This window comes from Helicobacter enhydrae (genome assembly GCF_001693335.1).
Classification (GTDB): Bacteria; Campylobacterota; Campylobacteria; order Campylobacterales; family Helicobacteraceae; genus Helicobacter_G; species Helicobacter_G enhydrae.
Window position 1 is genome coordinate 553,484 of the sequence record NZ_CP016503.1, and the last position, 15,244, is coordinate 568,727.

A 15,244-nucleotide genomic window follows, 5' to 3' on the forward strand; every position below is an offset into this window, starting at 1 on the left:
ACTTATGAAGTAGCGAGGTTTGATATTTGATTAGGGGTTTTCAAGAGCTTGAAAAAAGGCTCCAAAGAGGCAAAACTTTTCAAAAAGATTCTAAAATCCAAAAAATCAAAACTCAAAACATCAAAGAGGGCAAAATCAGCAAAGAGCGTAGCCTCTCAAACCAATCTCAAGCAAAGAATCCAAACGCAAAAAATGACTAGCAAATGATGTGTTTTGCAAAATGAGCCTTGAAAATGAGAATATTGAATCTGCTTGGGGAATCTAGAAGCTTTTGAGCGATTCTAGAATCTCTTAGATTCTCTTTTGTGAGGCTTGGCTTGAGGAACTCTACTCTTTAGCAATTTTTGAATCTTTGGGGGGGTTCTCTTTGAGGTTGCTTTGGCAAAAGCACACTTTTTGGAGTTCTAGGGTTTAGTCACTCAATCTTGATTGATTGAAGTGTGGTTTTGGGTGATTTGAGAATCTATGAGAGGGAGTTCTTGAAGGTTTTGGAATTTGTTTGACAAGCACGGATTCGGGGTGTTTGGTTTGATTGGAGCAAGTTTGCAAATCCTCTATTTGGGATTTCTTTAATTAATTCCTACTTTTACAAAAGCACACTTTTTGAGTTTGCAAACTTGATTTGAATCTTGTTTTAAATTAGCTTGATTATTTTCTTGGGGGAGTTGAGGGGGGGCTATATTCTTTGGCAATTCTAGAATCTTTCTGATTCTATCTTTTTGGTGTTTGCTTTGAAAAAACACATTTCCCAATTTTTCAAGCTTGGCTTGGATTCTCTTTTCAAGTTGCTTTGCATAAACCACCCTTTATACAATTCTAGAATCCCCTAGGATCTCTCTTAAGGGGGGCAAGGGGAACTTATAGCAAGCGTTCCCCTTATCCCCCTTAACAACCCCCATAACCCCAGCATTGCATTAGCAAGGCTCGTTCAAGATTACATTGACTTGGAATCTTTTTGGGTCCTACAAGGTTGGTTTAGGAGGCGGTTTTCATTGCCTTTATAGCTTAGTGAGGGTTTTTGTATTTTTTAGGGTTTTTTGAGAGTTTGCAAAGAGATTCTAAAAAACAAACTTGAAACACCAAGGAATCAAAACAAAGTCAAGTTAATGTGGGTAACACACAAAAAGCGGGCAGGGGTTTGGGGGATTTTAAGGGGGATAAGGGGGGTGCCTCGCAATAAACCCCCTTGTCCCCCTTAAGAGAGAAAGCACTTTAAGATTCAATTATTAGAAAGCGTGCTTGTGCAAAAGTAATCTCGAGCAAGATTTCATCAAATTTGAAAAACCAAGAATCCGTGCTTCATTCAAACTAAGATTCAACAACAAAAAATCACCAAAAGAGCATAGCCCCTCAAGCCAACTTGCAAAGAAAGCCTCAAAGATTCCAGAATCCCCCAAAAGTATGTTTCTGCAAAACTAACCCAAAAAGAAAGCTTTAAGCCAACTTTGAATCACTCCAAAGTCGTGTTTCATTCAAGCCAACCCCAAAAAAGAAACCAAGAGATTCTAGAATTAGCAAACAAGCGTTATTCTACGAAAGCATATTTTGATATTTCAAACTTGGTTTGTTCTTTCTTTTGAAGTTGGTTTGGACAAAAGGGTGATTTTGTGTGTTTCTAAAATCTCTCAGTTTCTCTTTTTTGGGATTACTTTGGCAAAAACCACGCTTCTTGGCTTTTTATGTTTGACTAAAACTCCCAAATCCGTGCTTCACTCAAACCAAGATTCAACAACCAAAGAATCCCCTCAAGAGTATAGAGCCTCTCAAGCCAATTTCAAAAGGAAACCCTTAGAGATTCTAGAATCCCCCAAAGAGTATAGCCTCCTCCCATTCAACTTTTCCAACCATCTTGAGCCTAAAGTTTTCAAACCATTAAGCCATAACAAGACACAGAAATAAGAATTCATAAAAACAATCAACATAAAAGCAAAAAGATTAAAAAAGAAAGAATTGAAGTAAATCCCAACCCTGCATCGACCTACATTCCCACACTTGAAAAGTGCAGTATCATCAGCGATGAGGAGCTTAACTTCCAGGTTCGGAATGGAGCTGGGTGTGACCTCCTCTCTATAGACACAGGGAAAAGGGAATAGAAGATAAAAGCTTATCCTCTATTCCCTTTTCTAAGGGGATTATAACACATTGTTTCAAGCCTTGAAGCCAAAAGCTTCTTTGTAATAAGTCTATACACTCAATAAGGCAGTGATGCTCAAACATTACAAGAGCTTATCTAAATAAATAAGCCAAACGGTCTATTAGTATTGGTCAGCTAAATGTATTACTACACTTACACATCCAACCTATCAAGCAAGTAGTCTTCTTGCGACCTTCAGGGAAAGTTTATCTTAGAGTTGGCTTCCCGCTTAGATGCTTTCAGCGGTTATCACATCCGTGCGTAGCTACCCAGCGATGCCCTTGGCAGAACAACTGGTACACTAGTGGCACGTCCATCCCGGTCCTCTCGTACTAGGGACAGCTCTCCTCAACTTTCCTACGCCCACGGCAGATAGGGACCGAACTGTCTCACGACGTTCTGAACCCAGCTCGCGTACCGCTTTAAATGGCGAACAGCCATACCCTTGGGACCTGCTCCAGCCCCAGGATGCGATGAGCCGACATCGAGGTGCCAAACCTCCCCGTCGATGTGAGCTCTTGGGGGAGATCAGCCTGTTATCCCCGGGGTACCTTTTATCCTTTGAGCGATGACCCTTCCACACAGAATCACCGGATCACTATGACCGACTTTCGTCTCTGCTTGACTTGTTTGTCTTACAGTCAGGCTGGCTTATGCCATTACACTCAACTTGCGATTTCCAACCGCAATGAGCCAACCTTTGCAAGCCTCCGTTACTTTTTAGGAGGCGACCGCCCCAGTCAAACTACCCACCAGACATTGTCCTGCTTATGGATAACATAAGCCAGTTAGCAGACAGAAACATTAAGGGTGGTATCTCAAGGATGGCTCCATCTCCACCGGAGTGAAGATTTCAAAGCCTCCCACCTATCCTGCGCATAATGCTCCCATCGGCAGTGTCAAGCTGTAGTAAAGGTCCACGGGGTCTTTCCGTCTTGCCGCGGGTAGGAGGAATTTTCACCTCCACTACAATTTCACTGAATCCCTGGTTGAGACAGCTCCCATCTCGTTACGCCATTCATGCAGGTCGGTATTTAACCGACAAGGAATTTCGCTACCTTAGGACCGTTATAGTTACGGCCGCCGTTTACTCGGGCTTCAATTCAAAGCTTCACCTTGCGGCTGACTAATCCTCTTAACCTTCGAGCACCGGGCAGGCGTCACACCTTATACTTCCTCTTACGAGTTTGCAAAGTGCTGTGTTTTTGGTAAACAGTCGGGAGGGACTCTTTGCTGAGACCACATTGCTGTGGCACACCTTATCGCGAACTTACGGTGCTAGTTTGCAGAGTTCCTTAACCAGAGTTCTTTCACGCGCCTTAGAATACTCATCTCATCTACCTGTGTCGGTTTGCGGTACGGGCAACATTAGCTAAACTTAGAAGCTTTTCTTGGCACGACGGTATCAGTGATTCTCTCTTCCATCCGAAGACTTCAAAGAGCCTGTCAGGTTTGTGATACAGGAGCGGATTTGCCAATCTCCCAACTTACACCTTTCGACCAACTATTCCATCAGTTGGCTCACCTAACCCTATGCGTCCCTCCATCGCACACTAATGTTGGTATAGGAATATTAACCTATTTGCCATCGCCTACCCCTTTCGGACTCGGCTTAGGACCCGACTAACCCTACGATGACGAGCATCGCGTAGGAAACCTTAGACTTACGGCGAATATGATTCTCACATATTTTATCGCTACTCATTCCTGCATGCTCACTTCGCATCGCTCCAGCACTCCTTACCGGTATACCTTCAACGCTGATACGAACGCTCTTCTACCACTTGCACACAAGGTGCAAATCTACAACTTCGGTGTCTATCTTAGCCCCGTTATATTTTCTGCGCAAAATCACTAGACCAGTGAGCTGTTACGCTTTCTTTAAAGGATGGCTGCTTCTAAGCCAACCTCCTGGTTGTCTGAGTAACTTCACATCATTTTCCACTTAGAATAGAACTTGGGGACCTTAGTTGGTAGTCTGGGTTGTTCCCCTCTTGACGATTGATTTTATCACCCACCGCCTGACTCCCAAGATAGGGTAATAGGTATTCGAAGTTTGACAGGGTTTGGTACCGCGGTGAGCAGCCCTAGCCCAATCAGAGCTCTACCCCCTATTACTATTACTTGAGGCTATACCTAAATATATTTCGAAGAGAACCAGCTATCACTGAGTTTGTTTGGCCTTTCACCCCTATCCACAGCTCATCCCAACCCGTTTCAATGGGTACGAGTTCAGTCCTCCATAAGCTATTACACTTACTTCAACTTGGCCATGGATAGATCACTCAGCTTCGGGTCTGCAGCATCTGACTAAACGCCCTTTCAGACTCGCTTTCGCTACGGCTTCGCGTTTGCTTAACCTCGCCAGATACCACAACTCGCAGGATCATTATGCAAAAGGCAGTCCGTCACCCTGATAAATCATAGGGCTCCGAATGATTGTAGGCAGATGGTTTCAGGTTCTATTTCACTCCGCTCACTGCGGTTCTTTTCACCTTTCCCTCACGGTACTTGTGCACTATCGGTCAAAGAGTAGTATTTAGGGTTGGAGAGTGGTCTCCCCGGCTTCAGCCCGGATTTCTCGTGTCCTGGCCTACTCTGGATCCTGCTACCTAGCAATCACTTTTCATATACGGGGCTATCACCCTCTGTGGCTAACTTTTCCAAGTTATTCTACTAAATGATTGCAGTGGATATTGCAGTCCTCAACCCCAAGTGCAAGCACTTGGTTTGCCCTCTTCCCCGTTCGCTCGCCGCTACTAAGAGAATCTCTATTGATTTCTTTTCCTCTAGGTACTGAGATGTTTCACTTCCCTAGGTTCGCTCCATTTAAGGTAATACATATCTCTATGTATTGGGTTGCCCCATTCGGAAATCTACGGATCAAAGCTTCTTGACAGCTCCCCGTAGCTTATCGCAGTCTAGTACGTCCTTCATCGCCTCTCTTTGCCAAGGCATCCACCATCTGCCCTTAAAAGCTTATTTATTGCTTTTAAAGTATTGATAAAACTGCTTGTAATGAATGATTCTAAGTCATCACTGCCTTATTGAATGTATTGCTACACTCTTTTAAAGCAGAGTTATTGTAGTCTTATTACTATAGGCTATTAACAATGATAAATCAAATAACGCTTAGACAAAAGTCTAATCTAAACCTTTGATAAAGACTTAGATTAGACTTTGAAATCTTGGTGGAGAATAGCGGGATCGAACCGCTGACCTCCTGCGTGCAAAGCAGGCGCTCTCCCAGCTGAGCTAATTCCCCTTATGGTGGGCTTAGGAGGACTCGAACCTCCGACCTCACCCTTATCAGGGGTGCGCTCTAACCACCTGAGCTATAAGCCCCAATGCACCAAAGATAAATAATCTCTGAAAACTAAGCAAAAGAAGTCAAGTTGAAGCAAAGCAAATGAATGCTTGCTTATCTCTCTTGAAAGGAGGTGATCCAACCGCAGGTTCACCTACGGTTACCTTGTTACGACTTCACCCCAGTCGCTGCATCCGCCGTGGACGGTAGCCAGTTTAGCATCCCGGCTTAAGGCGAATACAACTCCCATGGTGTGACGGGCGGTGAGTACAAGACCCGGGAACGTATTCACCGTGACATGGCTGATTCACGATTACTAGCGATTCCAGCTTCATGTAGTCGAGTTGCAGACTACAATCCGAACTGAGAGATGTTTTTGAGATTTGCTCCACCTCGCGGTATTGCGTCTCTTTGTGCATCCCATTGTAGCACGTGTGTAGCCCTAGGCGTAAGGGCCATGATGACTTGACGTCGTCCTCACCTTCCTCCTCCTTACGAAGGCAGTCTCCTTAGAGTGCTCAGCCGAACTGCTAGCAACTAAGGACGAGGGTTGCGCTCGTTGCGGGACTTAACCCAACATCTCACGACACGAGCTGACGACAGCCGTGCAGCACCTGTTTTCAAGCTCCACAGAAGTGGCACTCCGCTATCTCTAGCAGATTCTATCAATGTCAAGCCTAGGTAAGGTTCTTCGCGTATCTTCGAATTAAACCACATGCTCCACCGCTTGTGCGGGTCCCCGTCTATTCCTTTGAGTTTTAATCTTGCGACCGTACTCCCCAGGCGGAATGCTTAATGCGTTAGCTGCATTACTGCCCTGACAAGCAGGGCAACAACTAGCATTCATCGTTTAGGGCGTGGACTACCAGGGTATCTAATCCTGTTTGCTCCCCACGCTTTCGCGCATCAGCGTCAGTTATGTTCCAGCAGGTCGCCTTCGCAATGAGTATTCCTCTTGATCTCTACGGATTTTACCCCTACACCAAGAATTCCACCTACCTCTCCCATACTCTAGAAAAGTAGTTTCAAATGCAGTTCTATAGTTAAGCCATAGGATTTCACATCTGACTTACTTTCCCGCCTACGCGCTCTTTACGCCCAGTGATTCCGAGTAACGCTTGCACCCTCCGTATTACCGCGGCTGCTGGCACGGAGTTAGCCGGTGCTTATTCGTTAGATACCGTCATAATCTTCTCTAACAAAAGGAGTTTACAATCCTAAAACCTTCATCCTCCACGCGGCGTTGCTGCTTCAGGCTTTCGCCCATTGAGCAATATTCCCTACTGCTGCCTCCCGTAGGAGTCTGGACCGTGTCTCAGTTCCAGTGTGTCCGTTCACCCTCTCAGGCCGGATACCCGTCATAGCCTTGGTGAGCCATTACCTCACCAACAAGCTGATAGGACATAGGCTGATCCTTTAGCGAAAAACTTTCCCCCGTAGGGAGTATCCAGTATTAATCACCGTTTCCAGTGGCTATCCTAGACTAAAGGGCACATAACCTATGCATTACTCACCCGTGCGCCACTAATCCACTTCTAGCAAGCTAGAAGCTTCATCGTTCGACTTGCATGTATTAGGCACGCCGCCAGCGTTCACTCTGAGCCAGGATCAAACTCTCCATAAAAAATGGAAGTTTGAGCCAAAGAATGAATCAGTGGCTAAACTCTCCATAAAAGTGTTTGTCCCAAAACTCTGTGTATCACAAGTTATAACTTCAATATAGAAAAATCTATACGGGTTATAAGAGTTGTAATGACATCAGAATATTAAGTCTTATTTTTTAAAGTCTTTGTTTGACTTGTAAAGGTTAATACTTAACATTCTTTTGCTTAGTTGTCAAAGATCATTATCTTATTTCAATATCTCAAAAAGACAAAGCTATAAAATAGAACAACCAAATCAATGTTTCAAAACATTTCTAAATGACTAAATTAAAACAATAGTTTTTTGAATCATAAAAATTAAAAAACAAAGCCAAAATCTAGGAGATAAAAAGTGTCTCACTGATTGGGAAGTGCAATCATACAAACAATAAACTTAAAATCTGCTGAAGTTTTTGAAAAAGGGGGGGAATTTATTTGAAATAAGAAAAGATATTGTGCCAAACAGCATCTTAAAGAAACTGCCTAGCATATTGTTCGCCAATTTCAAATGCTTTGATATTGAGATCTAATACTTTTTTGGGAACTTTGGATTTCATAACCTCAAAAACCACATCACGCTCAATCGCATTTGATAATTCTACACTGACACCCAACGCAACAACAGATTGCGTCACTACATTTCCAATCTCATTTTTGGCAATCGAAATAATAGGAATCTCAATAATTTTAAAATGGCTCTTATCCTCTTGGCTTGGTGTAACAAGATTGGAATCTACAACAATGATCCCACCTTTTTTGATTCCAGTTTTGAACTGATTGTAACTCACTTGAGCGGTAGAAAGCATAAAGTCAATACTTCCCTCCGTTGCATAAGGATAAAAAATCGGTTCTTCATCAAGCAAAATATCTACTTTTGTCGGACCACCACGCACTTGGCTTGTGTAACTTGCAGCTTTAATGGCATAGCCACCATTGCACATTTTTGCCTCAGCCAATATTTCTCCAGCTAACAACACCCCCTGTCCTCCAACTCCACTAAAACGCAACTGCTTTCTCATTTTTTCTCTCCCCGTGCCATCAAACGCACTTGCTCATAAGCTTCGCAATATTCTTGAGCTTCCCTCTGATACAAAATACCGCTAGGAAATTTTCCAACTTTCTCTTCGTCACTCAACATTTCAAATTTTGCCTTTGGAATACTAAGAGAATCAATCCACTTGAGGCAATCCACAGCCTCGCCCATTTTGTTTTTGCGACCCAAATTAATATGGCAATTGCTAAACACCTCAACAAAGCTAAATCCCTTGTGAGCAAAACTTTGGCTTAAGGTTTTTTGCATTTTCTTGGGCTCCAACACGCTTTCTCGTGCTACAAATGTCGCTCCCGCAGATTGTGCCAAAGAACAGGCATCAAAGTTTGGATCGATATTTCCATATTGAGCGGTTACAGTCCAAAACCCTTGTGGAGTTGTGGGGGAAGTTTGAGAATTAGTCAAACCATAAATAAAGTTATTCACCAAAACAAGATTAAGATCGATATTGCGACGACAGGCGTGTATCGTATGGTTTCCTCCGATAGCCAATGCATCCCCATCTCCACACACAACGATCACCTTTTTGTCAGGATTTGCAAGTTTAATGCCAGTTGCATAAGCCAAAGCCCTCCCGTGTGTTGTATGCACGGTATTACAATCAATATAAGAGCTCATACGCCCACTACAACCAATTCCACTCACCACACAAATGTCTTTTTTATCCCAACCATTTGCGTCAATTGCCCCAATAATGGCTTTCAAAATGACGCCATCACCACATCCCCAACACCATAAAGTAGGCAATTTATCTGTGCGTAAATATGCATTATAATCTACAGCCATTATTGTCTCCTTGAAATAATTTGCTTAATTCTCTGTGTCATTACATCTGGATCGATAGGACGCCCATCGGCTTGACCCAAAAACTCTACTTTTTCTTGCAAAACACCCTCAATCTCATAAAGATATTGCCCTTGATTCAATTCGATCACAATGACACATTTTGCTTTTCCCAACAACTCTTGAAGTTTGTTGGGGGCAAGGGGATAAAGAAGCTTTGGAGAAAGGATCCCAATTTTTATCCCCTCATTTCTTAGAGCATTCACTGCTTCAACTGCCGAAAGATAGACAGAGCCATAAGCTACAATCATTATTTCTGCATCATCAGCTTCATAACCCACAAATTCACTCAAATCTTCTGCACGCGTTTTGATCTTGCCACACAAACGATCAATCAATGCTTGAGCCAACTCCCTATCTTCGCTAGGGAAGCCGCCTTTGCCGTGATGAAGTCCTGTGACATGATAATAATATCCACCAAAAAAAGGATTGAGGACTGCGGGGGTATTCTCGGCAACGCCATAAGGAAAATACTCCTTTGGATCTCCTTCAAAAACTTTGCGTTTGGATATTTTCAACTCATTGATTTCGGGTAAAAAAACCTTACCATACATATGTCCAATGCTTTCATCAAGCAACAAAAACACTGGAGTCATCAATTCTTCAGCAAGATTAAATGCCTTGATTGTTTGCATATAAACTTCTTCCAATGTAGAAGGAGCCACAACAACAGCTTGAAAATCCCCGTGTGTTGGATGCTTCACAAACTCCACATCACCTTGAGAAACCCTTGTGGGTAGTCCCGTTGATGGACCACCACGCATAACATCTACAATCACCAAAGGAGTTTCTGTCATAAACGCATAGCCAATCTGCTCGGCTTTCAGAGAGATGCCCGGTCCTGAACTTGCAGTCATTGCTTTTGCGCCACTCATTGAAGCACCCAAAGCCACACAAATCCCACTAATCTCATCTTCCATCTGGATAAAAGTTCCATTGATTTTTGGAAGCCTTACACTCATTTCGTGCGCTATTTCACTTGATGGGGTGATAGGATACCCTCCAAAAAAATTACAACCACAATCAATCGCAGCTAATGCCACCAATTCATTTCCATTGATAATCAACTCTCTCATTCACATCCTCCAAATTCAGCCGGAAGCATAAAGTGGTTTGCTTTGATTTTTTTGCCTCTTTCTTGTGCCTCGTGGCTACTTTTGGCAAATTTGTATTCTCCTTTATCTGCTACAAAAATTGCAAAATCCGGGCAATGTGTTTCACACTCACGACAACCAATGCAACTATCTTTGAAAGAAACCTCAGCAACCTTGCCTAAGATTTTTTTAGAATCCAAACGCATCGACAAAACACCAACTGGACAAACCGATGCACAAATATCACACCCCTTGCACCTTTCTTCTATCACCCATACAGGCACATCTTTCATACGCCCTCCTTAACAAAGCTTCTAAACTCGAGATTATATTAACTAAAAGCCTAACATTACCATTTTATTTTTGAAAATTTTTCAAATGCTCTTGATAGCTCGTAGAAAAACTATGTTTCCCCTCTTTGTTTCTCACAAAATAGAGATATGGGACATCAGCAGGTTTCAATGCAGCCCTGATAGATTCTACACTAACACTACCGCTAGGACACGCAGAGATACCTTTGTGTTTATAGGTATTATAAGGGCTTTGATCTTCGCGAATGCGTTGTGGGGTAACTTTACTATGAGAATACTTCCCATAATTCAAACTTCCATCCATTTGCAAAGCCATACCCCTAGCAATCCGATTGTCAATGACAGCAGAAATCAAAGGCATTTCATCAATACCTGCAGATTCTTTTTGGATAATTGAAGCCTTGCTCAATGTTTTTTTCCACTGCAAACTATCAATAGACAAACCAAAATCCCTAGCTATTGTGATGTATTGCTTTTGAGAGTATGAGAGCAAGTGCTCAAGCAAATCTTTGGCACCAATGCCATAAGGGACCCTATAAGTCTGTGGAATGAAATTGCCCTCTTCACACTCCACCATACCCACATACTCTCTCCACAAAGTTTCTTTGGGTATTTGAAGCACGCGTGCAATTTCTTCAAAAAAGAAATAAGTCGTTTCTCCGGGGATCAATGTAATGCTAACAAGTGCGGATTTGGAACGCGTGATTTTATAGAGCAAATCAGCCTTTTTGATTTGTGTCTCACCCAAATCAATCCATCCCATTTGCGGATGCCCCAAAAAACGCAAAAACCAAGAATCCAAACGATTGGTATCAATTTGTATGCTACCCAAATATGCTATAATGGATTTAATTGAGCCATTGGGAACGACAATCAGTTTTGGCACAGAAATCACTAAATTACAATAAAAAAGAATACAAATGCATAAACCAAAAAAGAAATCAAACAAAATCCTTATCACATTGAGTGTTCTGGGGGGATTCATTGCTATAGCCCTCTTATACTTTTTCTTTTTGCTCTCTTCTGGAATCCATTTACGCCATTTCCAAATCTACAACACCACCTTGAATGGATTATATCTAAAGCTAGACAATAAGCTAGTGCTCACGCTTGATGAGCTTGTTCTCACATCAGATCAAAGCGAAAGCTCCACACTCAATCCACAAGATGCTTTTGGTTGGTTTCAAAACAGCTTGATTGCGATGTCATATTTCCAAAAAATACAAATCAAAAAAATCATCTTCCCCAACAAAGAACAAGCTTCTATTCTGTATGATGGAAAACAATATGAGCTTATCTTCCCCTCGCTCAAAGCTCATTTTGAAATCACCCAAAAGCAAGACGATCTACTCTTGGAAGTCGAAAAACTTGACTTTGAGCAAATGCAGATCGCACTCAAAGGCAGTCTCAATTTCTCTCCACACAAAAAACAATTAGTTTTTAATCTTATCGCCAATACCTATCGCGAAAATATAAACGAAAGTGAAAAAGCCATTATCAAAGGAGATAGCAATCTCAAAAAACTCAATGTCCAAATCTATACCACGCCCATCAAAAATCTCAAGGCATTCCAAAAAGAGATTGCCCAACTCCCAACGCTTGATGATTGGCTCATGCAAAAAGCTTCATTTGATAGCATCAGGATCACCAATCTCTACTTCACCACAACGCTTGATGAGCGTTTTACAAAAAATCTCCTCAAAAGCCTCTATGCCGAAGTCCAAGTCAGCAATGTCAATCTCAAACTTCAAGAAGCACTAGAGCCTATCCAAACACCTTTGCTCACAATGCGTTACAAAAGCAACAAATTGGGTTTTGAGCTAGAGAATCCTACCTATGCAGACATCTCACTTCAGGGGAGCAAAGTGGAGATTCTTGATTTGGATTCAAACCCAAAAACCATTGTTTCACTGCGATCTACAAATGCTGTTTTGGATGAGCGTATGCATCAACTTCTACAAGCCTATGATGTGGATTTTGACATCAATCAATCCAGTTCTCTCCTTGATCTAAAGCTCCAGCTTGCATTCTCCACTAACCAAGACGACACGACACGCTTTGAAGCTTTGGGAGAAATCACTTCTCAAAATGCACAACTCGATATTTTTGGAATGCCATTGTTTGCCAAAACACTCAAAACCCAATTAGACATCACGCCAGAAGAACAAAAAATCTACATCACAGAAAGCGAGGTTGCACTTGAAAATCCAAAACTCTCAGGACTGATTGATTGCCAAATCGACTTGAACACCCAGCAACTTACAGGGGAGATCACTCCACAGCTTTTGGATATTTCATTTGGCGACACTCCAATCACCCAAATCCTAAAAATCCAAAATGCCACCCAGCCTTTTGATGTCCAACTTGACTTCGCAGATCAAACCACTCTTACGATTCCAGAGTTTGAAACCCAAATTATTTTTGATACCAACAAACAAATCAATCTAGAAAATCTTTCCAAACTCTATCCCTTCTCTCCAATGCTCCAACATTTAGCAATCCAAGCAGGTAGTGCAAACCTACAAACCAAAGATTTTGAACACTTCATCATCCAAACTCGCCTTAAGCAACTCACCTATCCTATTTTTGATTCACATTGGAATCCCATCACAGAGCTTGAAGCCACCATCAAAATAGACCCCCACAATTTCTCACTCGCAACCACAGACAATCATTTGCAAATCGATTTTCAAGATCAATTCCTCAAAGTCCTGCTCAAGAACTATTATTTCACCACCTCAGCAATTCAAGACAACAAAGTCCCTATACTTGCTTTTTTGGCAAAAAATCAGGAGCAAGAAGAAACAACAGAGGCACAACAGCAACATTCAGACACGCCGACTCTGAAAGTCTATTTCGAATCTCAAAACTCCAAAATCAAATACAAACAAGTGATTGTTCCTAGCGATGAGATTGTCATCAATTACAAAAACGGCAAAATCAAAGGGGATTTGATGTATAAAAATGGTATTGCCAATTTGGATTTTTATGATGACATTATCAAATTCAAAGCCAATAATTTTAGTCCATCATTTGTCAATACCTTATTTGGCAAAGATATCGTCGAAGGTGGATTATTTGGCATCAAAGGAATCTACAAAAACAAAGTATTGCGTGCAGAAGTTGAAATACAAAACACAATCTTTAAAAACTTCGCCACACTTCAAAATGTGCTTGGTTTGATTGATACCATTCCCTCACTGATTGTATTCAAAAAACCCGGGCTTGGTGCCAATGGATACCAAATCGAACAAGGACGCATTAGAATCAATCTCAACGATGAATATCTTGCTCTCAAAAAAATCGATTTGGTCGGCAATTCTATCGATGTGAGCGGTGGTGGGATTATCACACTTGCGACACAGGAAATGGATATTGCCCTAACAATTTCAACAATCAAATCCCTCTCTGAAGTTTTAAGCAAAATTCCAATTGTTGGATATTTATTATTAGGCAAAGAAGGTAAAATATCAACAGGTGTAATTTTGAAAGGAACGCTTGAAAAACCAAAATCTGAAGTCACAATCGCCGAAGATATCATCAGTGCGCCATTTAAAATCATCGAGAGAATCTTTACATCAGACTAAGGAGATCTTATGACACTTTTTGAGGGCAACCCAAACCAATCATACAAAGTTTGTGCCATACACACTCAAGATATGGCATTAAAAAATAGATTATTTTCGATGGGCATTTCCAAAGATGCAAAAATCACAATCGACTGCTTCACGCCAAACAAAGCCACCCTTGCAGTCCAAGTCAATCAAACCAAAATCGCTCTTAGAAACACAGAAGCACAAAACATTATCGTTGAGGCAATATGAGCCAAAAGGCACAAATCATCAAAAAACGATTCTTGTTGCACTATCAGCATCCAAAAACAGAATTGAAATACAACAATCTCTATGAGCTTCTTGTCTGTGTGATGCTTTCTGCACAATGCACTGATAAAAGAGTCAATCTCATCACCCCAGCCCTTTTTGCTACATATCCCACCATTGCCATCCTTGCTCAAGCAGATCTTGAAGAGGTAAAATCCCACATCCAAAGTTGTTCTTTTTTTAACAACAAGGCTCAAAACCTTATTGCAATGGCACAAAAAGTGATTCAAGATTTTGATGGCAAGATACCCCACACACAAGAAGAACTCAAAACGCTTCCGGGGGTTGGGCAAAAAACTGCCAATGTTGTTTTGATTGAGTATTTTGAGCAAAACTTTATGGCTGTGGATACTCATGTTTTTAGAGTTTCTCATCGTTTAGGACTTAGCAAATCAAAAACGGCGGCAAAAACAGAGGAAGATTTAGTAAAATTATTTAGAGATAATTTAAGTCCTTTACATCAAGCATTCGTTTTGTTTGGTCGCTATATTTGCAAGGCACTCAAACCTGATTGCCAACATTGTTTCGTGCAGGACTTATGTGTGACAAAACAAAATTTTAAACCATAAACAAGACAAGGAAAGTCAATGAACCCTCTTATTTCTAGCTTTATTGAAACTATCCAATCAAGCATCAATATCAAACCCACGCAAATCTCTGAAGGGGTGCGTCAAGGCTTTGTTTCTAGCATCAAACTTCAGAATCAAGAGATCTTTTTTTGTTGTGAATTGACTTTTCTCAAACTTCTAGCAAGTGAAATGCTTTTTGAAGATCAGCCTAGTCAAGAGATTTTGCTTGACTTGAGCAAAGAACTAGCCAATCTTGTTGTGGGACACGCCAAGGTTTTATATTCCAAACAAAACAAACATCTCAATCTTGGGACACCGCAATTTTGGGGAGAGGATTATACAATCCAACAAAACAATGGACTGCATTTTGAACTAAATGGGACAAAATGCAGTATCTATATGGAGTGACAA

General features: G+C 41.6%; 10 protein-coding genes, 2 tRNA genes and 3 rRNA genes. 5 read left to right on the forward strand and 10 right to left on the reverse strand.

Features of this window, described 5'->3' with window-relative positions:
- The first annotated feature begins 26 nt into the window (after positions 1-26).
- The gene (locus tag BBW65_RS07850) at positions 27-200 is read left to right on the forward strand and encodes a hypothetical protein (RefSeq protein WP_199919463.1); all 174 of its coding nucleotides are present in this window, start codon (positions 27-29) and stop codon (positions 198-200) included.
- Between the two features lie 1,765 nt (positions 201-1,965).
- On the opposite strand, the gene rrf is transcribed toward BBW65_RS07850, so the two are convergent.
- The 10 genes from rrf to BBW65_RS02575 all read right to left on the reverse strand — a co-directional run bounded on the left by rrf (position 1,966) and on the right by BBW65_RS02575 (position 11,269).
- Positions 1,966-2,081, reverse strand: a 5S ribosomal RNA gene (gene rrf / locus BBW65_RS02530).
- A gap of 153 nt (positions 2,082-2,234) precedes the next feature.
- Positions 2,235-5,119, reverse strand: a 23S ribosomal RNA gene (locus BBW65_RS02535).
- A gap of 204 nt (positions 5,120-5,323) precedes the next feature.
- Positions 5,324-5,399 (reverse strand) — tRNA-Ala (locus BBW65_RS02540).
- A gap of 3 nt (positions 5,400-5,402) precedes the next feature.
- Positions 5,403-5,479 (reverse strand) — tRNA-Ile (locus BBW65_RS02545).
- 88 nt (positions 5,480-5,567) lie between these two features.
- Positions 5,568-7,065 (reverse strand): 16S ribosomal RNA (locus BBW65_RS02550).
- The 16S, 23S and 5S rRNA genes sit together here with 2 tRNA genes alongside, the layout of an rRNA operon.
- A 489-nt stretch (positions 7,066-7,554) precedes the next feature.
- Entirely contained in the window at positions 7,555-8,103 is a 549-nt protein-coding gene (locus BBW65_RS02555; protein ID WP_066339263.1) for a 2-oxoacid:acceptor oxidoreductase family protein, read from the reverse strand.
- Positions 8,100-8,921 (reverse strand): 2-oxoglutarate ferredoxin oxidoreductase subunit beta, encoded by an 822-nt coding sequence (locus BBW65_RS02560; RefSeq protein WP_066339265.1) that lies wholly within the window; start codon positions 8,919-8,921, stop codon positions 8,100-8,102. The genes BBW65_RS02555 and BBW65_RS02560 overlap by 4 nt, the downstream gene beginning before the upstream one ends.
- Complete coding sequence (locus BBW65_RS02565) at positions 8,921-10,054, reverse strand: 2-oxoglutarate synthase subunit alpha (protein WP_066339267.1); 1,134 nt, start codon at positions 10,052-10,054, stop codon at positions 8,921-8,923. Before BBW65_RS02565 ends, BBW65_RS02560 begins: the two co-directional genes overlap by 1 nt.
- A complete protein-coding gene (locus BBW65_RS02570) occupies positions 10,051-10,365 on the reverse strand; it encodes a 4Fe-4S binding protein (protein WP_066339276.1) in 315 nt (104 codons plus the stop codon). Before BBW65_RS02570 ends, BBW65_RS02565 begins: the two co-directional genes overlap by 4 nt.
- Before the next feature lie 64 nt (positions 10,366-10,429).
- On the reverse strand, positions 10,430-11,269 hold the full coding sequence (locus tag BBW65_RS02575) for an endolytic transglycosylase MltG (RefSeq protein WP_199919464.1): 840 nt from the start codon (positions 11,267-11,269) through the stop codon (positions 10,430-10,432).
- A 34-nt stretch (positions 11,270-11,303) separates the two neighbouring features.
- Here BBW65_RS02575 and BBW65_RS02580 point away from each other — a divergent pair, with 34 nt between their 5' ends.
- Genes BBW65_RS02580 through BBW65_RS02595 form a run of 4 tightly spaced genes read left to right on the forward strand, consistent with a single transcriptional unit; the run spans position 11,304 to position 15,241 of the window.
- Entirely contained in the window at positions 11,304-13,970 is a 2,667-nt protein-coding gene (locus BBW65_RS02580; protein WP_083986010.1) for a YhdP family protein, read from the forward strand.
- 9 nt (positions 13,971-13,979) lie between these two features.
- Positions 13,980-14,207: a FeoA family protein gene (locus BBW65_RS02585; RefSeq protein WP_066339288.1), complete on the forward strand. Its 228-nt coding sequence runs from the start codon at positions 13,980-13,982 to the stop codon at positions 14,205-14,207.
- Complete coding sequence (nth, locus tag BBW65_RS02590) at positions 14,204-14,833, forward strand: endonuclease III (RefSeq protein WP_066339291.1); 630 nt, start codon at positions 14,204-14,206, stop codon at positions 14,831-14,833. The genes BBW65_RS02585 and nth overlap by 4 nt, the downstream gene beginning before the upstream one ends.
- An 18-nt stretch (positions 14,834-14,851) precedes the next feature.
- Positions 14,852-15,241, forward strand: a complete 390-nt coding sequence (locus BBW65_RS02595; RefSeq protein ID WP_066339292.1) for a chemotaxis protein CheX — start codon at positions 14,852-14,854, stop codon at positions 15,239-15,241.
- The last annotated feature ends 3 nt before the right edge of the window (positions 15,242-15,244 follow it).